The sequence below is a fragment of the Ancylobacter sp. VNQ12 genome (assembly GCF_049445835.1).
GTDB lineage: Bacteria > Pseudomonadota > Alphaproteobacteria > Rhizobiales > Xanthobacteraceae > Ancylobacter.
Map to the genome: position 1 here is coordinate 1 of NZ_JBMSDU010000020.1, position 19244 is coordinate 19244.

Here is a 19244-nt window from a genome sequence, read left to right on the forward strand (position 1 = left end):
TCCTGGTTCGCGGCACCAAGCGCGAGGACGTGGAGCGCGGCCAGGTGGTGTGCAAGCCGGGTTCGGTGAAGCCGCACACGAAGTTCAAGGCCGAGGCGTACATCCTGACGAAGGAAGAGGGCGGCCGTCACACGCCGTTCTTCACCAACTACCGTCCGCAGTTCTACTTCCGCACGACGGACGTGACGGGCATCGTGACGCTGCCGGAAGGCACGGAAATGGTGATGCCGGGCGACAACATCTCGGTCGACGTGGCGCTGATCGTGCCGATCGCGATGGAAGAGAAGCTGCGCTTCGCCATCCGTGAAGGCGGCCGTACCGTCGGCGCCGGCGTCGTCGCCGCTATCATCGAGTGATCGATTAACAATCCCGAGGGGCGCGGGATCGCCTGCGCCCCTTTTTCGTGGAGCTCGTAATAGAGCCCTATTGACGAGCCCTCTGGGAGCCTGAAGTCAATGAACGGCCAGAACATTCGGATTCGCCTCAAGGCGTTCGATCACCGCATACTCGACGCCTCGACGCGCGAAATCGTTTCGACGGCGAAGCGCACGGGCGCCCAGGTTCGCGGGCCCATTCCGCTGCCGACGCGGATCGAGAAATTCACGGTCAACCGCTCGCCCCACGTGGACAAGAAGTCCCGCGAGCAGTTCGAGATGCGGACGCATAAGCGTCTGCTGGACATAGTCGACCCGACCCCCCAGACCGTGGACGCGCTGATGAAGCTCGACCTCGCTGCGGGTGTCGACGTCGAGATCAAGCTCTGAGAGAAGGCGAGGGGACACGGCCATGCGGTCAGGCGTCATCGCCCAGAAGGTCGGCATGACCCGCATCTTTAACGATGCAGGTGAACATGTTCCGGTCACTGTGCTGAAAGTCGATAATTGCCAGGTGGTTGCCCACCGTACGCTCGAGAAGAACGGCTACACGGCCGTCCAGCTCGGTGTCGGTCAGGCGAAGCCGCAGAACACCACTCGCGCCCTGCGCGGCCACTTCGCGGTCGCGAAGGTCGAGCCGAAGCGCAAGGTCGCGGAATTCCGCGTCGAGGAAGGCGATCTGATCCCGGTCGGCGCCGAACTGACAGTCGATCACTTCGTTGTCGGCCAGTTCGTCGACGTGACGGGCACCTCCATCGGCAAGGGCTTTGCCGGTGGCATGAAGCGCCACAACTTCGGCGGTCTGCGCGCTACCCACGGCGTGTCGGTGTCGCATCGTTCGATCGGTTCTACCGGTGGCCGTCAGGACCCCGGCAAGACCTTCAAGAACAAGAAGATGCCGGGCCACATGGGTGCGGAGACGGTGACCACGCAGAACCTGAAGGTCGTACTGACCGACGTGGAGCGTGGCCTCATCGCGGTCGAGGGCGCCGTTCCCGGCAACAAGGGCGGCTGGATCCTGGTCGCCGATGCCGTGAAGAAGACGCTTCCGGCCGAGGCGCCCAAGCCGGGCAAGTTCCGGCTGCCGGGCACCGAGGTTGTCGACGCGGCTCCGGTCGCCGAGGCGGCCGTCGAGGAGAACGTGTGATGGAACTCGCGGTCAAAACCCTCGAAGGAGCCGAAGCCGGTTCCGTGACCCTGTCGGACGAGATTTTCGGTCTCGAGCCGCGCCAGGACATCCTGCACCGCATGGTGGTGTGGCAGCTCGCCCGCCGCCAGGCCGGTACGCACCAGACCCTGTCGCGCGCGGACATCAACCGCACCAAGCGGAAGATGTACAAGCAGAAGGGCACCGGCGGCGCTCGCCACGGCGCGGCTTCCGCTCCGCAGTTCCGCGGCGGCGGCCGGGCCTTTGGTCCGGTCCAGCGCAGCCATGCCAGCGACCTGCCCAAGAAGGTCCGTGCGCTCGCCCTCAAGCACGCGCTGTCGACCAAGGCCAGGCTTCAGCAGATCGTCGTCCTGGACGACGCGACGCTCGCCGAGCCGAAGACGAAGCTGCTGCGCGAGCGTCTGGCGGGTCTCGGCCTGTCGAACGCGCTGATCATTTCCGGCGCGGAAGTCGATGCCAATTTCGGCCTCGCCTCCCGCAATATCGGCCATCTCGACGTGCTGCCCGTCCAGGGCATCAACGTCTATGACATCCTGCGCCGTCACACCCTGGTGCTGACGAAGGCGGCTGTCGACGCTCTGGAGGCGCGCTTCAAATGAGTCTGGATCCGCGCCACTACGACGTCATCGTGTCCCCGGTCATCACCGAGAAGGCCACGGCGGCGTCCGAGCACAACAAGGTCGTCTTCAAGGTTGCTCTGACGGCTACCAAGCCGCAGATCAAGGAGGCGGTCGAGAAGCTTTTCGACGTGAAGGTCGAGAGCGTCAACACGCTGGTCCGCAAGGGGAAGACGAAGTTCTTCAAGGGCCGTAAGGGCGTGCAGAACGACGTGAAGAAGGCGGTTGTGACCCTCGCCGAGGGACACTCCATCGACATCACGACGGGTCTGTGAGCCGGGACTAGGGGATCAGAGACATGGCGCTCAAAACCTTCAAGCCGGTAACGCCGAGCCTCCGTCAGCTCGTCATCGTCGACCGTTCGAGCCTGTACAAGGGCAAGCCGGTGAAGACGCTGACCGAGGGCAAGTCGGAAGCTGGCGGCCGCAACAACACCGGTCGCGTGACCGTCCGCTTCCGTGGCGGCGGGCACAAGCAGGCGTACCGCGTCGTCGACTTCAAGCGCGGCAAGCGTGATGTGCCGGCGGTTGTCGAGCGGATCGAGTACGATCCGAACCGCACGGCGTTCATCGCCCTCATCAAGTATGAGGATGGCGAGCTCAGCTACATCCTGGCGCCGCAGCGCCTGGCGGTCGGTGACCAGGTCATCGCGTCGAAGAGTGTCGACGTGAAGCCCGGCAACGCCGCTCCGCTCGGCAATCTGCCGGTCGGTACGATCGTGCACAATGTGGAGCTGAAGATCGGCAAGGGCGGCCAGATCGCTCGTTCGGCCGGCTCCTATGCGCAGATCGTCGGTCGTGACCAGGGTTACGTGATCCTGCGTCTGAACTCCGGTGAGCAGCGCCTGGTGCACGGTGAGTGCCTTGGCACGGTGGGCGCGGTCTCGAACCCCGACCACATGAACACCAATCTCGGCAAGGCTGGTCGCAAGCGCTGGCTCGGCCGTCGTCCGCATAACCGTGGTGTCACGATGAACCCGGTCGATCACCCCCATGGCGGCGGCGAAGGCCGTACCTCGGGCGGTCGTCACCCGGTCACGCCGTGGGGCAAGCCGACCAAGGGCAAGAAGACGCGGACGAACAAGTCGACCACCAAGTTCATCGTGTCCAGCCGGCACGCCCGCAAGAAGTGAGCGAGGGGAACTGAATAATGTCTCGATCGGTCTGGAAAGGTCCGTTCGTCGACGGCTACCTCCTCAAGAAGGCGGAAGCCGCGCGCTCGTCGGGTCGTCACGACGTCGTCAAGATCTGGAGCCGTCGCTCCACGATCCTGCCGCAGTTCGTCGGGATTACCTTCGGCGTCTATAACGGCAACAAGCATGTTCCGGTCGCGGTGACCGAGGACATGGTCGGCCACAAATTCGGCGAGTTCGCCCCGACCCGTACCTATTACGGGCACTCGGCGGACAAGAAAGCCAAGCGCAAGTAGAGGCAGGGTCATGGGTAAGGCAGCTCGTCCGCGCACGCTCGCGGATACGGAAGCCAAGGCGGTTGCACGCAATCTCCGCGTCAGCCCCCAGAAGCTCAACCTCGTCGCGGGCCTCATCCGGGGCAAGAAGGTAGCAACGGCTCTGGCCGACCTTCAGTTCTCGCGTAAGCGGATCGCCGGCGACGTGAAGAAGTGCCTGGAATCGGCTATCGCCAATGCCGAGAACAACCATGAGCTCGACGTCGACGATCTGATCGTCGCCGAGGCTCATGTCGGCAAGGGGCTGGTGATGAAGCGGTTCGCGGCACGCGCCCGCGGTCGCGCCAGCCGTATCGAGAAGCCGTTCTCGCATATCACGATCGTGGTGCGTGAAGTCGAGGAGAAGGCCTGATGGGTCAGAAGGTTAATCCCGTCGGGCTGCGGCTCGGCATCAACCGCACCTGGGATTCGCGCTGGTTCGCCAGCAAGGGCGAATATGGGCAGCTGCTGCACGAGGATATCAAGATCCGCGAAGTGCTGCACAAGATGCTCAAGCAGGCCGCGGTCAGCAAGATCGTGATCGAGCGCCCGCACAAGAAGTGCCGCGTCACCATCTACTCGGCGCGTCCGGGCGTGGTGATCGGCAAGAAGGGCGCGGACATCGACAAGCTGCGCAAGAAGGTCTCCGAGATGACCGCCTCCGAGGTGTTCATCAACATCGTCGAGATTCGGAAGCCGGAAATCGATGCGCGCCTCGTCGCCGAATCGATCGCCCAGCAGCTCGAGCGCCGTGTGGCGTTCCGTCGCGCCATGAAGCGCGCCGTGCAGTCGGCGATGCGTCTGGGCGCCGAAGGCATCCGTATCAACTGCTCCGGCCGCCTCGGCGGCGCGGAAATCGCGCGTCTCGAATGGTATCGTGAAGGGCGCGTGCCGCTTCACACCTTGCGCGCGGACGTGGATTACGGTACGGCCACCGCCTTCACGACCTACGGCACCTGCGGTGTCAAGGTCTGGATCTTCAAGGGCGAGATCCTGGAGCACGATCCGATGGCGCAGGATAAGCGCCAGGCGGAGAGTGAATCTTCGGGTGGTCGTCCCTCGCGCCGCGACGCGGCGTGAGATTCGTAAAGAAGGAATAAGAGGCGCGTCATGCTGCAACCGAAGCGCACGAAGTTCCGCAAGCAGTTCAAGGGCCGTATTCACGGTGCTGCGAAAGGCGGAACTGACCTCAATTTCGGCCAGTTCGGGCTGAAGGCCCTTGAGCCGGAGCGAGTTACCGCTCGTCAGATCGAAGCCGCGCGTCGCGCGCTGACCCGTCACATGAAGCGTGCGGGCCGTGTGTGGATCCGCATCTTCCCGGACGTCCCGGTCACGTCGAAGCCGACCGAAGTCCGCATGGGTAAGGGTAAGGGCGCCCCGGAATATTGGGCCGCCAAGATCAAGCCCGGTCGCATCATGTTCGAGATCGACGGTGTGACCCAGGACATCGCGCGCGAGGCGCTGCGGCTCGCTGCCGCCAAGCTGCCGATCAAGACGCGCTTCGTCGAACGCATCGCTGAGTGACGGAGGGACAGATGACGAAGGCTTCCGACATTCGGACGAAGACCGCGGACGAGCTCCAGGACAACCTGCTGAACCTGAAGAAGGAGCAGTTCAACCTGCGCTTCCAGAAGGCCACGGGCCAGCTCGAGAACACGGCGCGGGTGCGTCAGGTTCGCCGCGACATCGCGCGGACCAAGACCATCCAGGCGCAGAAGGCCGCTTCTGCGGCCAAGGCTAAGTGAGGAGACAGCGATGCCGAAGCGTTTGCTGCAGGGCGTCGTGGTGAGCGACAAGCAGGACAAGACCGTCGTGGTCCGTGTCGAGCGTCGTTTCACCCATCCGCTGCTGAAGAAGACCGTCCGCCGTTCCAAGAAGTACCATGCTCACGATGAGAGCAATGTGTGGAAGGAAGGCGATACCGTCTGGATCGAGGAGCACCGCCCCTTGTCCAAGCTCAAGAACTGGATCGTGGTCCAGGGCGAGAAGCGGGCTGAAGTCTGAGCTCCCGGTAACACGGGGTTAAGGGTGCGCCGTTTAACGGCTGCGCGCAGTTTTTGCGAGAAATAGGTGCGTCATGATCCAGATGCAGACCAATCTCGACGTCGCGGACAATTCCGGCGCGCGTCGCGTCATGTGCATCAAGGTGCTGGGCGGTTCGAAGCGTAAGTACGCCCATGTCGGCGACATCATCGTGGTGTCGGTGAAAGAGGCTATTCCGCGCGGCCGCGTCAAGAAGGGCGATGTGATGAAGGCGGTCGTCGTTCGTACCGCCAAGGACATCCGTCGCGTCGACGGCTCGGTGATCCGCTTCGACCGCAATGCGGCCGTGCTGATCAACAACAACAAGGAGCCGGTCGGCACGCGTATCTTCGGACCGGTTCCGCGCGAGCTCCGCGCCAAGAACCACATGAAGATCATTTCGCTGGCGCCGGAGGTGCTTTGATGGCCGCGAAGATTAAAAAAGGCGACAAGGTCGTCGTCCTCGCTGGCCGCGACAAGGGTCGCTCCGGCGAGGTGTTCGAGGTGCTTCCGAAGGAAGGTACCGCCCGCGTTCGCGGCGTGAACCTCGTGAAGCGCCACCAGCGGCAGAGCGCGAACCAGGAAGGCGGGATCATCTCCAAGGAGGCCCCGATCGACCTGTCGAACATCGCGATCGCCGATCCGAAGGACGGCAAGCCGACCCGCGTCGGTTTCCTGGTGCAGGCCGACGGCACCAAGGTGCGCGTCGCCAAGCGCTCGGGGGAGAAGATCGATGGCTGAGACCAACTACACCCCGCGCCTGCGTTCTCACTATGAGGACGTGGTGCGTAAGGCGATGATCGAGCAGTTCGGCTACGCCAACCCGATGGAAGTGCCGACGATCGACAAGATCGTCATCAACATGGGCGTGGGCGAAGCCACCGCCGATACCAAGAAGGTGCAGACCGCCGCTGGCGATCTGGCGCTCATTGCCGGCCAGAAGCCGGTCGTGACCCGCGCCCGCAAGGCCATCTCGAACTTCAAGCTGCGCGAGAACCAGCCGGTCGGCGCCAAGGTCACGCTCCGCAAGGTGCGCATGTACGAGTTCCTTGATCGGCTCGTGAACATCGCCCTGCCGCGCGTTCGCGACTTCCGTGGCTTGAACCCGAAGAGCTTTGACGGCCGCGGCAACTACGCGCTCGGCATCAAGGAGCATATCGTGTTCCCCGAGATCAACTACGACAAGGTTGATCAGATGTGGGGCATGGACATCATCGTCTGCACGACGGCGAAGACGGACGAAGAGGCGCGCGCGCTTCTGAAGGCCTTCAACTTCCCGTTCCGTCAGTAAGCATCCCCTTCCGGCAGTGGGGCCACGGCCCCAAACGCGGAGACTAGGAGCAAGTCATATGGCGAAGAAGAGCGCGGTCGAAAAGAACGAACACCGCCGGAAGCTCGTAAAGAACTATTCCGGCAAGCGTTCGCGTCTCAAGGCCCTGGTTAGCAACAAGGAACTCCCGATTGAGGAGCGCTTCGCGGCGGTTCTCAAGCTCGCGGAGCTTCCGCGCAATTCGGCGAAGGTGCGCATCCGCAACCGGTGCGAAGTCACCGGTCGCCCGCGCGCCTACTATCGTAAGCTCAAGATGAGCCGCATCGCGCTCCGTGAGCTTGGTTCGTCGGGGCAGGTCCCCGGCCTCGTCAAGTCGAGCTGGTGAGGAGGCCGAGCATGTCCACGACTGATCCGATCGGCGATCTCATCACCCGCATCCGCAACGCGCAGATGCGTCGCAAGGAAAAGATCTCCACGCCCGGCTCGCGTCTGCGCGCCAGCGTGCTCGAAGTTCTGGCCGCTGAGGGCTTCATTCGCGGTTATTCCGCGTCGGAGCCGGTCAATGGCCGCACCGAGTTCGAGATCGAGCTGAAGTACTATGACGGCGAGCCGGTGATCCGCGAGATTTCGCGCGTCTCCAAGCCTGGCCGTCGGGTGTATTCTTCGGTCAAGACCCTTCCCCGCGTCGCCAACGGTCTCGGCGTCGCTGTCGTCTCCACGCCGCAGGGCGTGATGGCGGACCACGAAGCCCGCGAGAAGAACGTGGGCGGCGAGGTCCTCTTCACGGTCTTCTGATCGGGAGGGAGAGAGAGCACATGTCCAAGATCGGTAAAGCCCCCATCACCATCCCCGCCGGCGTCACCGCCGCGATTGATGGCCAGACGGTCAAGGTCAAGGGCCCCAAGGGCGCCCTTGAAGTGAATGTCGTCGAGGAAATCGACGTGAAGCTCGAGAACGGGACCATCCTGTTCGCGCTTCGCGGCGAGACCAACCGGCACAAGGCGATGTGGGGTCTGTCCCGCACGCTGGTGTCGAACCTCGTCGAAGGCGTGACGAAGGGTTTCGAGAAGAAGCTCGAGATCAACGGCGTCGGTTATCGCGCCGCGGTGCAGGGCAAAGTCCTGAACCTCGCGCTTGGCTACAGCCACGACGTGATCTACCCGATTCCGGAAGGGATCCAGATCGCGACGCCGAAGCCGACGGAGATCGTCGTGTCCGGCATCGACCGCCAGAAGGTTGGCCAGGTCGCCGCCGAGATCCGTGAGTTCCGCGGCCCCGAGCCCTACAAGGGCAAGGGCGTCAAGTACGCTGGCGAGTTCATCTTCCGCAAGGAAGGCAAGAAGAAGTAACGGACCCGAACCATGGCACAGTATCAGGACGCTACCGAGCGCCGTAAGGCGCGTGTCCGTCGTGCGATCCGCGCGACGGCGAACGGGCGGCCGCGCCTCTCGGTGCATCGCTCGTCGAAGCACATCTATGCGCAGGTCATCGACGACGCGCGCGGCGTGACTATCGCCGCTGCGTCTTCGCTCGAGAAGGCTCTGCGGGAAAGCCTCAAGACCGGCGCGGATGTCGCGGCGGCCGAGGCGATCGGCAAGCTCGTGGCGGAACGCGCCGTCGCAGCCGGTGTGAAGGACGTGGTCTTCGACCGCGGCGCCTTCATTTATCACGGCCGCGTCAAGGCGCTCGCCGATGCCGCCCGCGAGGGCGGTCTCAACTTCTGAGATCACGAGCGGGATCTCCCGCAGAACGACGAGGAATAGATCATGGCTCGTGAACGTGAGCGTGAACGCGAAGATCGCGACAACACGTTCGTGGACAAGCTGGTCCACATCAACCGTGTCGCGAAGGTGGTGAAGGGTGGCCGTCGTTTCGGCTTCGCTGCGCTGGTCGTCGTCGGCGACCAGAAGGGCCGCGTCGGCTTCGGCCACGGCAAGGCCCGCGAAGTGCCGGAAGCGATCCGCAAGGCGACTGAAGCCGCCAAGCGCGCGCTGATCCGCGTGCCGCTGCGCGAGGGCCGGACGCTGCACCATGACGTGCACGGCCACCATGGCGCCGGCAAGGTCATCCTGCGCGCGGCCCCGGCCGGTACCGGCATCATCGCCGGCGGCCCGATGCGTGCGGTTTTCGAGACGCTCGGCATGCAGGACGTGGTGGCGAAGTCTTTCGGCTCGTCCAACCCGTACAACATGGTCCGCGCGACCTTCGACGCGCTGAAGAACCAGGACAGCCCGCGTCTCGTGGCTGCCCGCCGCAGCCTGAAGGTGTCGCAGCTCCAGTCCCGCCGCCGCGTCGACGACGCCGAAGCGACCGACTGAGCCGCCTGAGAGGTAGTGGAGCTTATCATGGCGAAAAGCAGCAAGACGGTCACCGTCGAACAGACCGGCAGCCCGATCCGCCGTCCGGAAGAACAGCGGGCGACCCTCATCGGCCTCGGCCTCAACAAGCTCGGGCGTCGTTCGACGCTCGAAGACACCCCGGCCGTGCGTGGCATGATCCAGAAGGTTCGCCACCTCGTCCGCGTCGTCGAAGCGTGACGGCAGGAGATTGGCGATGAGCAGCCTCAAGGACATCAAGGACAACGAAGGCGCGCGTAAGTCTCGCATGCGCGTCGGCCGTGGCATCGGCTCCGGCAAGGGCAAGACCGGCGGACGTGGCGTGAAGGGGCAGACCTCGCGCACCGGCGTCGCGATCAAGGGCTTCGAGGGCGGCCAGATGCCGATCCATCGTCGCCTGCCCAAGCGCGGCTTCCACAACATCTTCGCGCTGGATTGGAACGAGGTTTCCCTCGATCGTATCCAGGTCGCGATCGATGCCGGCAAGCTCGACGCGAAGGCGCCGATCACGCAGGCCGCGCTGGTCGAGGCCGGCGTCCTGCGCCGCGCCAAGGATGGCGTGCGCGTGCTGGGTGGCGAGCTGAAGACCAAGGTGACGCTGGAAGTGGCTCACGCCACCAAGTCGGCTGTCGCGGCGATCGAGAAGGCCGGCGGCACTCTGACGCTCCCCGCGTCGAAGGCTGAGGCTGGCGAAACGGCGGCCTGACGCTTAAGTCAGGCCTTCCGACTATTTTCAGGGCACAGGTGAGGGAGCGAAGCCCCATGGCCTCGGCAGCAGAACAGCTCGCGGCAAACCTCAATTTCGGTGCTCTGGCAAAAGCCGACGAACTCAAGAAGCGCATCTGGTTCACGCTGGGTGCGCTTCTCGTGTATCGGCTGGGCACCTACATCCCGATGCCGGGCATCAATCCCGACGCGCTGGCCGACGTGTTCCGCACGGCGTCGCAGGGCATCATCGGCCTCTTCAACATGTTCTCGGGCGGCGCGGTCTCGCGCATGGCGATCTTCGCCCTGAACATCATGCCGTACATCTCGGCCTCCATCATCATTCAGCTGCTCACCACCGTCTCCCCGACGCTGGAAGCTCTGAAGAAGGAAGGCGAGTCCGGCCGCAAGACCATCAATCAATACACGCGCTACCTCACCGTGGTGCTCGCCGTGTTCCAGTCCTACGGCATCGCCGTCGGGCTCGAGGGCTCGGGCGCCGTCGTGTCCGATCCGGGCTGGTTCTTCCGCATCTCGACGGTGATCACCCTGACGGGCGGCACGATGTTCCTGATGTGGCTGGGCGAGCAGATCACCTCGCGCGGCATCGGCAACGGTATCTCGCTGATCATCTTCGCCGGCATCGTCGCGGAGCTGCCTTCGGCGGTCGCCAACACGCTGGAGCTCGGCCGCCAGGGCGCCATTTCGACCGGCCTGGTTCTGGCCGTGATCCTGATGGCCGTCGCGGTCATCACCTTCATCGTGTTCATGGAGCGCGCCCAGCGCCGGCTGCTGATCCAGTATCCGAAGCGCCAGGTCGGCAACAAGCTCTATGAGGGGCAGTCCTCGCACCTGCCGCTCAAGCTGAACACGTCGGGCGTCATCCCGCCGATCTTCGCCTCGTCGCTGCTGCTGATCCCGACCACGGTCGCGAGCTTCATGCAGGGGCAGGGGCCCGGCTGGCTGACGACGGTGACGACGCTGATCGGCCACGGCCAGCCGCTGTTCATGCTGCTCTATGTGCTGCTGATCGTGTTCTTCTGCTTCTTCTACACCGCGATCGTGTTCAATCCGACCGAGACCGCGGACAATCTGAAGAAGCACGGCGGCTTTATTCCCGGCATCCGTCCGGGCGAGCGCACGGCCGAGTACATCGACTATGTGCTGACTCGCATCACCGTCATCGGTGCGGCTTACCTTGCGATCGTCTGCTTGTTCCCTGAGATTCTGATCTCCTACGCGGCGGTGCCGTTCTACTTCGGCGGTACGTCCCTGCTCATCGTGGTGAGCGTGACCATGGACACCGTGGCTCAGGTTCAGGGGCACTTGCTGGCGCATCAGTATGAAGGGCTGGTCAAAAAGGCCAAGCTCAGGGGGAAGCGCCGATGAGGCTGATTCTGCTCGGACCGCCGGGAGCGGGCAAGGGCACCCAGGCACAGCGCCTGGTCGCACGTCACGGGATCGTGCAGTTGTCGACTGGCGACATGCTGCGCGAGGCGGTTCGAAATGAGACGCCGATTGGCCTGAAGGCGAAGGCGGTGATGGAGGCGGGCAAGCTCGTCTCCGACGAGATCGTGATCGGCATCATCTCTGATCGCATCGACCAGCCGGACTGCGCCAAGGGCTTCATCCTTGACGGTTTCCCGCGCACGGTTGCCCAAGCAGAGGCTCTCGACGCCATTCTGGCGGCGAAGGGGCTGAAGCTGGATGCGGTCATCGAGTTCAAGGTCGATCAGGAGAAGCTGGTCGACCGCATCCTGCAGCGCGCGCGAGAGACTGCAGCGCGCGGCGAGCCGGTGCGCAAGGACGATGATCCGGAGATCTTCAAGACCCGCCTCGAGGCGTATAATCGCGACACCGCCGTGGTCGCGCCGTACTACTCCCAGCGGGGCCTTCTGGTGACGGTCGACGGCATGAGGCCGATCGACGAGGTGTCCAAGGCGATCTCGGACGTTCTCGAAACGGTCTGACGGAACCATCGCGCGGCTTGACATATGGAGTGAATCGCTCTATGTGCCGCGCTTCACTTAAGCGAGCGTCGCGCATCGACATCATTCGCTGATGTCGCGTGGCTTCGTGCGTATCCCTGCAGGGGCCGGCCTCCACCGGACGCGGGGCAATCAATTCCGGTTCGTCCGGTTACATGGAGTGAGCGAAGTGGCTCGTATTGCAGGCGTAAACATCCCGACCAACAAGCGCGTCATCATCGCGCTCCAGTACATTCACGGCATCGGCGCGAAGAACGCCGCCGACATCGTGGAGAAGGTCGGTATCCCGCTCGACCGTCGCGTCAACCAGCTGACCGACCAGGAAGTTCTCCAGATCCGCGAGACCATCGACCGCGACTATATCGTCGAGGGCGATCTGCGTCGCGAAGTCTCGATGAACATCAAGCGCCTGATGGACCTCGGCTGCTACCGTGGCCTGCGTCATCGTCGCGGCCTGCCGGTTCGCGGCCAGCGCACGCACACCAATGCCCGCACCCGCAAGGGGCCGGCCAAGCCGATCGCCGGCAAGAAGAAGTGATGCGGCGGGCCTCGGCCCGCCTTTTCAGCGTCGGCGGCGAGAGCCGCCGGCTTCAACAACGGCAATTATTGTCCCGAGCGCCTGGTATGACGGGCGCGCCTGAAGGATCGAAGGTCAAATGGCTAAAGAAGCAGCCCGCATCAAGCGCCGCGAGCGCAAGAACATCGCGTCGGGCGTCGCGCATGTGAACGCGTCGTTCAACAACACGATGATCACCATCACCGACGCGCAGGGCAACACCATTTCGTGGTCCTCGGCGGGCGCCATGGGCTTCAAGGGTTCGCGCAAGTCGACGCCGTATGCGGCGCAGGTCGCGGCCGAGGATTGCGCCCGCAAGGCTGCCGATCACGGCATGCGCACCATTGAGGTCGAGGTCTCCGGTCCGGGTTCGGGGCGCGAGTCGGCGCTGCGCGCCTTCCAGGCGGCGGGCTTCACGGTGACGTCGATCCGCGACGTGACCCCGATCCCGCACAATGGTTGCCGTCCGCGCAAGCGTCGGCGCGTCTGACGCGATTTGATCTGGCGGCGCATCGGTGCCGCCAAGGCCGCTGCGTTTGGCATTCCCTCCCGGTTCGACCGGGGGCGGTGTTGGCGGGCGAGGTGCCCGGAGCACCGTCGAAAGCAAGGGTGACGTCGTGATTCAGAAGAACTGGCAAGAGCTGATCAAGCCCGAGAAGCTCGAGGTCGCGGTCGGCAGCGATCCGAAGCGGTTTGCGACCGTTGTGGCGGAGCCGCTGGAGCGCGGCTTTGGCCAGACGCTTGGCAATGCGCTGCGGCGTATCCTGCTGTCCTCGCTGCAGGGCGCGGCGGTGACGTCGGTCCATATCGACGGCGTCCTGCACGAGTTCTCCTCGATCCCGGGCGTTCGCGAGGACGTGACGGACATTGTCCTGAACATCAAGGACATCGCCATCAAGATGGCCGGCGACGGCCCCAAGCGCATGGTGGTGAAGAAGCAGGGTCCGGGCATCGTGACCGCCGGCGACATTCAGACCGTCGGCGACGTCCAGGTGCTGAACCCCGAGCTCGTGCTCTGCACGCTCGACGACGGCGCCGAGATCCGCATGGAGTTCACGGTCGACACCGGCAAGGGCTACATTGCCGCCGATCGCAACCGTCCCGAGGACGCGCCGATCGGTCTCATCCCGGTCGACAGCCTGTACTCGCCGGTGAAGAAGGTCTCCTACAAGGTCGAGAACACCCGTGAGGGCCAGATCCTCGACTATGACAAGCTGACCCTCTCTATCGAGACCAACGGCTCGGTCAGCCCGGAAGACGCGCTGGCCTATGCCGCGCGAATCCTGCAGGACCAGCTTGAGATCTTCGTGAACTTCGAGGAGCCCAAGCGCGAGACGGAAAGCCCGGCGATCCAGGAGCTGCCCTTCAACCCGGCGCTGCTGAAGAAGGTTGACGAGCTGGAGCTGTCGGTCCGTTCGGCGAACTGCCTGAAGAACGACAACATCGTCTACATCGGCGACCTGATCCAGAAGACCGAGGCGGAGATGCTCCGTACCCCGAACTTCGGCCGCAAGTCGCTGAACGAGATCAAGGAAGTTCTTGCCAGCATGGGCCTGCACCTCGGCATGGAAGTGCCGGGCTGGCCGCCGGAGAACATCGAAGACCTCGCCAAGCGCTTCGAAGATCACTACTGAGCATTAGACGCGGCGGTCGAGCCGCCATCATCGAAACCCGGCTCGAAGGCCGTCGCATTTAGGATACTCGCCATGAACCACGGCAAGACGTATCGGAAGTTCAACCGCACCGCGGAACACCGCAAGGCCATGTTCGCCAATCTGGCGCAGGCCCTGATCACGCACGAGCAGATCGTCACCACCCTGCCCAAGGCGAAGGATCTTCGCCCGGTCGTGGAGAAGCTGATCACCCTCGGCAAGCGTGGTGGCCTGCACGCCCGTCGTCAGGCGATCGCCGACATCCGCGACGTCGCGGTCGTGCGCAAGCTGTTCGACGTGATCGGCCCGCGCTACAAGGAGCGCAATGGCGGCTACACCCGCATCATCAAGGCGGGCTTCCGTCATGGTGATTCGGCTGCCGTCGCGGTGATCGAGCTGGTCGATCGCGACGAAAGTGCCAAGGGCGCCGCCGACCTCGCCCGCCACGAGGCGGAGAAGTCGGCCGAGGCCGCCGCCTGATTTCTGGCGCGTACAGCACGTTTTGGGGAAGGGGCGGCATTTGCCGCCCCTTTTCTTTTGCCCGCGGCGGGGGCGCGGGCCCGCGACCCTTTTTCCGCCGCGCGGCGAGGGCTATATCTCAGGCATGAAACGCTTCGTCCCTGCCTCTGCCGCCATCCTCCTTCTCGCGCTCCCCGCCGCTGCGCAGACGCCGCAGCCGCGCGTGCCGACAACGCGTGCCGAGATCGGGCTCAGCTTCGCACCTGTGGTGGCCAGAACGGCGCCGGCCATTGTCAATGTCTACGCGCAGCGTACCGTGGAGGCCCGGCGCGGTCCGTCGTTGCTGGAGGACCCGTTCTTCCGCCGCTTCTTCGGCCGCCCGGATGGGCCCGGCTTCGGCGGGCCCAGCGAGCGGGTGCAGCGGGCGCTTGGCTCGGGCGTCATAGTCGACTCCTCCGGCCTCGTGGTGACGAACAACCACGTTATCGAGGGGGCGGACGAGGTCCGGGTATCGCTCGCCGACAAGCGCGAGTTCGACGCCGACATCCTGCTGCGCGATCCGCGCACCGATCTCGCCGTGCTGAAGCTGCGCGGGGGCAAGGGCGCGTTTCCCTCGGCGGAACTGGGCTCGTCCGACGACCTTCAGGTCGGCGACATCGTGCTCGCCATCGGCAATCCGTTCGGCGTCGGGCAGACGGTGACGCAGGGCATCGTCTCGGCGCTGGCGCGCACGCAGGTCGGCATTACCGACTACCAGTTCTTCATCCAGACCGATGCGGCGATCAATCCCGGCAATTCCGGCGGCGCTCTGGTCGACGGCGCCGGCCGCGTGATCGGCATCAACACGGCGATCTTCTCGCGCTCGGGCGGCTCGCAGGGCATTGGCTTCGCCATTCCCGCCGACATGGTGCGCGTGGTCCTGCAATCGGCGCTGACCGGGGGAACCTCGGTGCGCCGGCCGTGGCTGGGCGCGGCGCTGCAATCGGTCACGCCGGACATCGCCGAAGGGCTGGACCTGCCGCGTCCCGTCGGCTCGCTGGTGCAGACCGTGCGGCCGGGCAGCCCGGCGGAGAAGGCGGGCTTGCGCGTCGGTGACCTCATCACCGGCATTGCCGGGCAGGAGACCGACGACGCCGACGCCTTCGGCTATCGCTTCGCGACCCGGCCGCTGGGCGGGGCGGTCGACGTGGCGGTCGTGCGGCAGGGGCGGGCGTTGAATCTCAGCATTCCGTTGCAGCCGGCGCCGGAGACGGTGGCGCGCGAGGAGGTGACCGTGACCAACCGCTCGCCGGTCGGCGGCGCGACGGTGGTCAACCTGTCGCCCGCGGTCGCGGAGGAACTGCGGACGGTCGAGGCCGACGCCGGCGTCGTGGTGACGGCGGTCGTGGAGGGCTCGCCGGCGGAGATGACCAATCTGCGCGTCGGCGACGTCATCCTCGAGGTGAACGGGGTCAAGATAGAGCGCACGGCCGATCTGGTACGCGTGACGGGATCGCCGTCGCGCGTCTGGCGCATCACATTGCAGCGCGGCGGGCGAAAGCTGACCGCCATGCTTCCCGGGTGAGGTGACATTGGCCGATCTTTTCGCCAGCGCGGGACTGGAGGCGGCGGTGCCCCGGCCCCTGGCCGACCGCTTGCGCCCGCAGCGTCTCTCGGAGGTCGTCGGCCAGGAGCACCTGACCGGGCCGGAGGGAGCGCTCACGCGCATGCTGGGCAACCGCGCGCTCGGGTCGCTCATCTTCTGGGGTCCACCCGGCACCGGCAAGACCACCATTGCCCGCTTGCTGGCGCATGAGACGGATCTGCATTTCGAGCAGATCTCGGCGATCTTCACCGGCGTCGCCGACCTTAAGAAGGTGTTTGAGGCCGCGCGCGGGCGCCGTGCCGTGGGGCAGGGCACGCTGCTCTTCGTCGACGAAATCCATCGCTTCAATCGCGCGCAGCAGGACGGCTTCCTCCCGGTGATGGAGGACGGCACCATCACGCTGATCGGGGCGACGACCGAGAACCCGTCCTTTGAACTCAATGCGGCGCTGCTGTCGCGCGCGCGCGTGCTCACCTTCCGCCCGCTGGACGAGGTTGCGATCGGCCGCCTTCTGGAACGAGCGGAGTCGCTGGAGGGACGCCGCCTGCCGCTCGAGCCCCAAGCGCGTGCGGCGCTGTCGGGCATGGCGGATGGCGACGGGCGCTACCTGCTCGGCCTTGTCGAGGAACTGCTTTCCTTGCCGGAGGGGCCGGAACTGGATGTGGCGGCGCTGGCCGCCACCGTGCAGAAGCGGGCGCCGATCTACGACAAGGGGCAGGACGAGCACTACAACCTGCTCAGTTGCTTTCACAAGAGCCTGCGCGGCTCGGACGTCAACGCCGCCATGTACTGGGCGGCGCGGATGATCGTCGGCGGCGAGGATCCCGGCACGGTGTTCCGTCGCCTGGCCTGCGCTGCGTCAGAGGATGTCGGCATGGCCGATCCGCAGGCCATGCCGCAGGTGGTGGCCGCCTGGACGGCGTTCGACCGCGTCGGCTGGCCGGAGGGTCGGCTGTTCCTGGCGCAGGCCATCGCCTATGTCGCCACCGCGCCGAAATCCAACGCCGCCTATTCCGCTTTCAATGCCGCCATCGCGCTGGCGCAGAAGACCGGCTCGCTGCCGCCGCCCAAGCATATTCTCAACGCGCCGACCAAGTTGATGAAGGAGCTCGGCTATCACGCCGGCTACCGCTACGATCACGATTATCCCGACGCCTATGCCGGCCAGGAGTTCTTTCCGGAAGAACTCGCCGGCGATCGTCAGGCCGACCTGTACGCGCCGAACGAGCGCGGTTTCGAGCGCGAGGTGAAGAAGCGGCTGGAATACTGGGCGCGTCTGCGCGCGGAACGGCAGGGCGGAGGGAAATAGGGCAATGTGCAAGGTGGAGCCGGCGGCGTGAACGGCATCCTCATGGTCTTCTTCGGTGCCGGCATCGGCGGCGTATTGCGGCATGGAGTGAACATGCTCGCGCCTCGATTGCTGGGGATCGCCTTTCCGGGCGGGACGCTGTTCATCAACGTTCTGGGCTCGTTTCTCATCGGCTGTGTCGCGGGATGGCTCGCCTTCAAGGCCGGCGAGGCCTGGGCGCAGGGTGCGCGGCTGTTCATGGTGACCGGCATACTCGGCGGGTTCACCACCTTCTCCGCCTTCTCGCTGGAGACCGCGTTATTGGTCGAGCGGGGAGAGGCGGGGCTTGCGGCGCTGTATGTGGGCAGTTCGGTCGCGCTCTCGCTCGTCGCCGTGTTCGGCGGCCTCGCGCTGATGCGCTCTCTCGCGTGACGTGAGGCCGCGTCTCGGCTATGTGCTGGGGCGAGGAGAAATCTATCCATGGCTGTTGAGATCCGTCGCGTCGTCTCGGACGAAGAGGGCATGCGGCTCGACCGCTGGTTCAAGTCGCATTTCCCCGACCTGTCGTTCGGGCATCTGCAGAAGCTGCTGCGCAGCGGGCAGGTGCGGGTGGATGGCGGGCGCGCCAAGACCAACACCCGGCTGGCTGCCGGCCAGAGCGTGCGGGTTCCCCCGCTGGAAGAGAAACCGCAACTCTCCGCCGCCGACCATCTCGACGCGCAGGAGCGGGCCGAGAGGGGCGAGCCGCCCGTCCGCCCGGCACCGCGCGAGGGCAGGGCGGCCGGCGAGCCTGGCATCGCCGCGCCGGCAGTCAAGCGCGCCAGCGCCGACGACAAGGACGCGGCCGCGCTCAAGGCGATGATCCTTTATGAGGACCGCGACGTACTGGTGCTGAACAAGCCGTACGGTCTTGCCGTGCAGGGCGGCTCGGGCACCCATCGCCACGTCGACGGCATGCTGGAAGCGCTGCGCGGCGATGACGGCCAGAAACCTCGTCTCGTCCACCGCATCGACAAGGACACCTCCGGCATCCTGCTGGTGGCGAAGACGCGGCTGGCTGCCTCGACACTGGCCAAGACCTTCCGCTCGCGCTCGGCGCGCAAGGTTTACTGGGCGCTGGTTCCCGGCGTGCCGCGCCCGGCTCAGGGGCGCATCTCGACCTATCTCGCCAAGGACGAGGCGGCGGAACGCATGCGGGTCGCGCGCCATGGCGACGACGAGGCGAGCCACGCCATCTCCTATTACGCCATTGTCGATCACGCCGCGCAGAAGATGTCGTGGCTGTCGCTCAAGCCGGTGACGGGCCGTACCCACCAGCTGCGCGCGCATGCCGCCCATATCGGCCATCCGATTGTGGGCGACCCGAAATATTTCGACATCGAGAACTGGCCGCTGCCCGGCGGGCTGCAGAACCGCCTGCACCTTCTGGCAAGGCGTCTGGTCATTCCGCATCCGCGCGGGGACAGGCTGATCGACGTTTCCGCGCCGCTGCCGCCGCACATGCAGCAGAGCTGGAACGTGCTGGGTTTCGATGCCGGCCAATATGACCCGATTGTCGATGCCCCCGAGGAATGATGCCTCCATTCCTGCCGGCAACTGAGTTATATTTAATGGATATCCGGCACCGTAGATTCGTTGCGCTTTCCTTTTATCCAGCGGCCGGGTGAATCGATTGCTGCTGCCTCGATTTGGTGTGCAGTCGCGATCACAGCGTCAGATGCTAGCGTACATAATCGGACGATCGGTCGGCGTCGGCGACCGGTAATCCATCGGGGGGT

The 19244-nt window shown here is 65.0% G+C and carries 31 protein-coding genes and 1 pseudogene; all 32 read left to right on the forward strand.

The window, feature by feature from the left end; translation table 11 throughout:
* Positions 1 to 356: pseudogene (gene tuf / locus ACO2RV_RS20495) on the forward strand (elongation factor Tu); the annotation flags it as partial.
* 99 nt (positions 357 to 455) lie between these two features.
* Entirely contained in the window at positions 456 to 764 is a 309-nt protein-coding gene (gene rpsJ, locus ACO2RV_RS20500) for a 30S ribosomal protein S10 (protein ID WP_013166261.1), read from the forward strand.
* A 22-nt stretch (positions 765 to 786) separates the two neighbouring features.
* Positions 787 to 1521: a 50S ribosomal protein L3 gene (gene rplC / locus ACO2RV_RS20505; RefSeq protein WP_423296101.1), complete on the forward strand. Its 735-nt coding sequence runs from the start codon at positions 787 to 789 to the stop codon at positions 1519 to 1521.
* The gene (rplD, locus tag ACO2RV_RS20510) at positions 1521 to 2141 is read left to right on the forward strand and encodes a 50S ribosomal protein L4 (RefSeq protein ID WP_423296102.1); all 621 of its coding nucleotides are present in this window, start codon (positions 1521 to 1523) and stop codon (positions 2139 to 2141) included. The genes rplC and rplD overlap by 1 nt, the downstream gene beginning before the upstream one ends.
* Positions 2138 to 2434, forward strand: a complete 297-nt coding sequence (locus ACO2RV_RS20515) for a 50S ribosomal protein L23 (RefSeq protein WP_152301884.1) — start codon at positions 2138 to 2140, stop codon at positions 2432 to 2434. Before rplD ends, ACO2RV_RS20515 begins: the two co-directional genes overlap by 4 nt.
* Positions 2435 to 2457: 23 nt before the next feature.
* On the forward strand, positions 2458 to 3291 hold the full coding sequence (gene rplB, locus ACO2RV_RS20520) for a 50S ribosomal protein L2 (RefSeq protein ID WP_423296103.1): 834 nt from the start codon (positions 2458 to 2460) through the stop codon (positions 3289 to 3291).
* A 17-nt stretch (positions 3292 to 3308) separates the two neighbouring features.
* Entirely contained in the window at positions 3309 to 3587 is a 279-nt protein-coding gene (gene rpsS, locus ACO2RV_RS20525) for a 30S ribosomal protein S19 (protein WP_423296104.1), read from the forward strand.
* 10 nt (positions 3588 to 3597) lie between these two features.
* The gene (rplV, locus tag ACO2RV_RS20530) at positions 3598 to 3978 is read left to right on the forward strand and encodes a 50S ribosomal protein L22 (RefSeq protein WP_018390605.1); all 381 of its coding nucleotides are present in this window, start codon (positions 3598 to 3600) and stop codon (positions 3976 to 3978) included.
* Positions 3978 to 4685 carry a 30S ribosomal protein S3 gene (gene rpsC, locus ACO2RV_RS20535; protein WP_423296105.1) on the forward strand — a complete coding sequence of 236 codons (708 nt, stop codon included), beginning with the start codon at positions 3978 to 3980 and terminating at the stop codon, positions 4683 to 4685. The genes rplV and rpsC overlap by 1 nt, the downstream gene beginning before the upstream one ends.
* Positions 4686 to 4715: 30 nt before the next feature.
* Positions 4716 to 5129, forward strand: coding sequence for a 50S ribosomal protein L16 (gene rplP / locus ACO2RV_RS20540; protein WP_423296106.1), 414 nt, complete (start codon positions 4716 to 4718; stop codon positions 5127 to 5129).
* An 11-nt stretch (positions 5130 to 5140) separates the two neighbouring features.
* Positions 5141 to 5350, forward strand: coding sequence for a 50S ribosomal protein L29 (gene rpmC, locus ACO2RV_RS20545; protein WP_423296107.1), 210 nt, complete (start codon positions 5141 to 5143; stop codon positions 5348 to 5350).
* Positions 5351 to 5360: 10 nt separating this feature from the next.
* Complete coding sequence (rpsQ, locus tag ACO2RV_RS20550) at positions 5361 to 5609, forward strand: 30S ribosomal protein S17 (RefSeq protein WP_423296108.1); 249 nt, start codon at positions 5361 to 5363, stop codon at positions 5607 to 5609.
* A gap of 73 nt (positions 5610 to 5682) precedes the next feature.
* Entirely contained in the window at positions 5683 to 6051 is a 369-nt protein-coding gene (gene rplN / locus ACO2RV_RS20555; RefSeq protein WP_018390610.1) for a 50S ribosomal protein L14, read from the forward strand.
* Complete coding sequence (gene rplX / locus ACO2RV_RS20560) at positions 6051 to 6368, forward strand: 50S ribosomal protein L24 (protein ID WP_013166273.1); 318 nt, start codon at positions 6051 to 6053, stop codon at positions 6366 to 6368. Before rplN ends, rplX begins: the two co-directional genes overlap by 1 nt.
* Positions 6361 to 6918 carry a 50S ribosomal protein L5 gene (gene rplE / locus ACO2RV_RS20565; protein WP_423296109.1) on the forward strand — a complete coding sequence of 186 codons (558 nt, stop codon included), beginning with the start codon at positions 6361 to 6363 and terminating at the stop codon, positions 6916 to 6918. The genes rplX and rplE overlap by 8 nt, the downstream gene beginning before the upstream one ends.
* Before the next feature lie 58 nt (positions 6919 to 6976).
* A complete protein-coding gene (gene rpsN / locus ACO2RV_RS20570; RefSeq protein WP_423296110.1) occupies positions 6977 to 7282 on the forward strand; it encodes a 30S ribosomal protein S14 in 306 nt (101 codons plus the stop codon).
* 11 nt (positions 7283 to 7293) lie between these two features.
* Positions 7294 to 7692, forward strand: coding sequence for a 30S ribosomal protein S8 (gene rpsH / locus ACO2RV_RS20575; protein ID WP_247030913.1), 399 nt, complete (start codon positions 7294 to 7296; stop codon positions 7690 to 7692).
* Between the two features lie 20 nt (positions 7693 to 7712).
* Entirely contained in the window at positions 7713 to 8246 is a 534-nt protein-coding gene (gene rplF, locus ACO2RV_RS20580) for a 50S ribosomal protein L6 (protein WP_423296111.1), read from the forward strand.
* Positions 8247 to 8258: 12 nt separating this feature from the next.
* Positions 8259 to 8621, forward strand: a complete 363-nt coding sequence (gene rplR, locus ACO2RV_RS20585; RefSeq protein WP_423296112.1) for a 50S ribosomal protein L18 — start codon at positions 8259 to 8261, stop codon at positions 8619 to 8621.
* A 42-nt stretch (positions 8622 to 8663) separates the two neighbouring features.
* Positions 8664 to 9215 carry a 30S ribosomal protein S5 gene (gene rpsE / locus ACO2RV_RS20590; RefSeq protein WP_152301896.1) on the forward strand — a complete coding sequence of 184 codons (552 nt, stop codon included), beginning with the start codon at positions 8664 to 8666 and terminating at the stop codon, positions 9213 to 9215.
* Positions 9216 to 9242: 27 nt separating this feature from the next.
* Complete coding sequence (gene rpmD / locus ACO2RV_RS20595) at positions 9243 to 9434, forward strand: 50S ribosomal protein L30 (RefSeq protein ID WP_423296113.1); 192 nt, start codon at positions 9243 to 9245, stop codon at positions 9432 to 9434.
* Between the two features lie 16 nt (positions 9435 to 9450).
* Complete coding sequence (gene rplO / locus ACO2RV_RS20600) at positions 9451 to 9939, forward strand: 50S ribosomal protein L15 (RefSeq protein WP_423296114.1); 489 nt, start codon at positions 9451 to 9453, stop codon at positions 9937 to 9939.
* A 56-nt stretch (positions 9940 to 9995) separates the two neighbouring features.
* Positions 9996 to 11327: a preprotein translocase subunit SecY gene (secY, locus tag ACO2RV_RS20605; protein ID WP_423296115.1), complete on the forward strand. Its 1332-nt coding sequence runs from the start codon at positions 9996 to 9998 to the stop codon at positions 11325 to 11327.
* Positions 11324 to 11908 (forward strand): adenylate kinase, encoded by a 585-nt coding sequence (locus ACO2RV_RS20610; protein WP_423296116.1) that lies wholly within the window; start codon positions 11324 to 11326, stop codon positions 11906 to 11908. The genes secY and ACO2RV_RS20610 overlap by 4 nt, the downstream gene beginning before the upstream one ends.
* Before the next feature lie 187 nt (positions 11909 to 12095).
* Positions 12096 to 12464 carry a 30S ribosomal protein S13 gene (gene rpsM / locus ACO2RV_RS20615; RefSeq protein WP_423296117.1) on the forward strand — a complete coding sequence of 123 codons (369 nt, stop codon included), beginning with the start codon at positions 12096 to 12098 and terminating at the stop codon, positions 12462 to 12464.
* A 118-nt stretch (positions 12465 to 12582) separates the two neighbouring features.
* A complete protein-coding gene (rpsK, locus tag ACO2RV_RS20620; protein WP_423296118.1) occupies positions 12583 to 12972 on the forward strand; it encodes a 30S ribosomal protein S11 in 390 nt (129 codons plus the stop codon).
* 127 nt (positions 12973 to 13099) lie between these two features.
* On the forward strand, positions 13100 to 14116 hold the full coding sequence (locus tag ACO2RV_RS20625; RefSeq protein ID WP_423296119.1) for a DNA-directed RNA polymerase subunit alpha: 1017 nt from the start codon (positions 13100 to 13102) through the stop codon (positions 14114 to 14116).
* Between the two features lie 72 nt (positions 14117 to 14188).
* Positions 14189 to 14614 carry a 50S ribosomal protein L17 gene (rplQ, locus tag ACO2RV_RS20630; protein WP_423296120.1) on the forward strand — a complete coding sequence of 142 codons (426 nt, stop codon included), beginning with the start codon at positions 14189 to 14191 and terminating at the stop codon, positions 14612 to 14614.
* A 124-nt stretch (positions 14615 to 14738) separates the two neighbouring features.
* Complete coding sequence (locus ACO2RV_RS20635; protein WP_423296121.1) at positions 14739 to 16157, forward strand: DegQ family serine endoprotease; 1419 nt, start codon at positions 14739 to 14741, stop codon at positions 16155 to 16157.
* Positions 16158 to 16164: 7 nt separating this feature from the next.
* Positions 16165 to 17487: a replication-associated recombination protein A gene (locus ACO2RV_RS20640; protein ID WP_423296122.1), complete on the forward strand. Its 1323-nt coding sequence runs from the start codon at positions 16165 to 16167 to the stop codon at positions 17485 to 17487.
* Between the two features lie 27 nt (positions 17488 to 17514).
* Positions 17515 to 17898 carry a fluoride efflux transporter CrcB gene (crcB, locus tag ACO2RV_RS20645; protein ID WP_423296123.1) on the forward strand — a complete coding sequence of 128 codons (384 nt, stop codon included), beginning with the start codon at positions 17515 to 17517 and terminating at the stop codon, positions 17896 to 17898.
* A 48-nt stretch (positions 17899 to 17946) separates the two neighbouring features.
* Positions 17947 to 19041 (forward strand): RluA family pseudouridine synthase, encoded by a 1095-nt coding sequence (locus ACO2RV_RS20650; protein WP_423296124.1) that lies wholly within the window; start codon positions 17947 to 17949, stop codon positions 19039 to 19041.
* Positions 19042 to 19244 lie beyond the last annotated feature (203 nt).

Bases quoted from the DNA above. Each gene is read 5' to 3' on its own strand.
- rpsJ (WP_013166261.1), top strand. From the start codon at position 456: ATGAACGGCCAGAACATTCGGATTCGCCTCAAGGCGTTCGATCACCGC.
- rplC (WP_423296101.1), top strand. From the start codon at position 787: ATGCGGTCAGGCGTCATCGCCCAGAAGGTCGGCATGACCCGCATCTTT.
- rplD (WP_423296102.1), top strand. From the start codon at position 1,521: ATGGAACTCGCGGTCAAAACCCTCGAAGGAGCCGAAGCCGGTTCCGTG.
- ACO2RV_RS20515 (WP_152301884.1), top strand. From the start codon at position 2,138: ATGAGTCTGGATCCGCGCCACTACGACGTCATCGTGTCCCCGGTCATC.
- rplB (WP_423296103.1), top strand. From the start codon at position 2,458: ATGGCGCTCAAAACCTTCAAGCCGGTAACGCCGAGCCTCCGTCAGCTC.
- rpsS (WP_423296104.1), top strand. From the start codon at position 3,309: ATGTCTCGATCGGTCTGGAAAGGTCCGTTCGTCGACGGCTACCTCCTC.
- rplV (WP_018390605.1), top strand. From the start codon at position 3,598: ATGGGTAAGGCAGCTCGTCCGCGCACGCTCGCGGATACGGAAGCCAAG.
- rpsC (WP_423296105.1), top strand. From the start codon at position 3,978: ATGGGTCAGAAGGTTAATCCCGTCGGGCTGCGGCTCGGCATCAACCGC.
- rplP (WP_423296106.1), top strand. From the start codon at position 4,716: ATGCTGCAACCGAAGCGCACGAAGTTCCGCAAGCAGTTCAAGGGCCGT.
- rpmC (WP_423296107.1), top strand. From the start codon at position 5,141: ATGACGAAGGCTTCCGACATTCGGACGAAGACCGCGGACGAGCTCCAG.
- rpsQ (WP_423296108.1), top strand. From the start codon at position 5,361: ATGCCGAAGCGTTTGCTGCAGGGCGTCGTGGTGAGCGACAAGCAGGAC.
- rplN (WP_018390610.1), top strand. From the start codon at position 5,683: ATGATCCAGATGCAGACCAATCTCGACGTCGCGGACAATTCCGGCGCG.
- rplX (WP_013166273.1), top strand. From the start codon at position 6,051: ATGGCCGCGAAGATTAAAAAAGGCGACAAGGTCGTCGTCCTCGCTGGC.
- rplE (WP_423296109.1), top strand. From the start codon at position 6,361: ATGGCTGAGACCAACTACACCCCGCGCCTGCGTTCTCACTATGAGGAC.
- rpsN (WP_423296110.1), top strand. From the start codon at position 6,977: ATGGCGAAGAAGAGCGCGGTCGAAAAGAACGAACACCGCCGGAAGCTC.
- rpsH (WP_247030913.1), top strand. From the start codon at position 7,294: ATGTCCACGACTGATCCGATCGGCGATCTCATCACCCGCATCCGCAAC.
- rplF (WP_423296111.1), top strand. From the start codon at position 7,713: ATGTCCAAGATCGGTAAAGCCCCCATCACCATCCCCGCCGGCGTCACC.
- rplR (WP_423296112.1), top strand. From the start codon at position 8,259: ATGGCACAGTATCAGGACGCTACCGAGCGCCGTAAGGCGCGTGTCCGT.
- rpsE (WP_152301896.1), top strand. From the start codon at position 8,664: ATGGCTCGTGAACGTGAGCGTGAACGCGAAGATCGCGACAACACGTTC.
- rpmD (WP_423296113.1), top strand. From the start codon at position 9,243: ATGGCGAAAAGCAGCAAGACGGTCACCGTCGAACAGACCGGCAGCCCG.
- rplO (WP_423296114.1), top strand. From the start codon at position 9,451: ATGAGCAGCCTCAAGGACATCAAGGACAACGAAGGCGCGCGTAAGTCT.
- secY (WP_423296115.1), top strand. From the start codon at position 9,996: ATGGCCTCGGCAGCAGAACAGCTCGCGGCAAACCTCAATTTCGGTGCT.
- ACO2RV_RS20610 (WP_423296116.1), top strand. From the start codon at position 11,324: ATGAGGCTGATTCTGCTCGGACCGCCGGGAGCGGGCAAGGGCACCCAG.
- rpsK (WP_423296118.1), top strand. From the start codon at position 12,583: ATGGCTAAAGAAGCAGCCCGCATCAAGCGCCGCGAGCGCAAGAACATC.
- rplQ (WP_423296120.1), top strand. From the start codon at position 14,189: ATGAACCACGGCAAGACGTATCGGAAGTTCAACCGCACCGCGGAACAC.
- ACO2RV_RS20635 (WP_423296121.1), top strand. From the start codon at position 14,739: ATGAAACGCTTCGTCCCTGCCTCTGCCGCCATCCTCCTTCTCGCGCTC.
- ACO2RV_RS20650 (WP_423296124.1), top strand. From the start codon at position 17,947: ATGGCTGTTGAGATCCGTCGCGTCGTCTCGGACGAAGAGGGCATGCGG.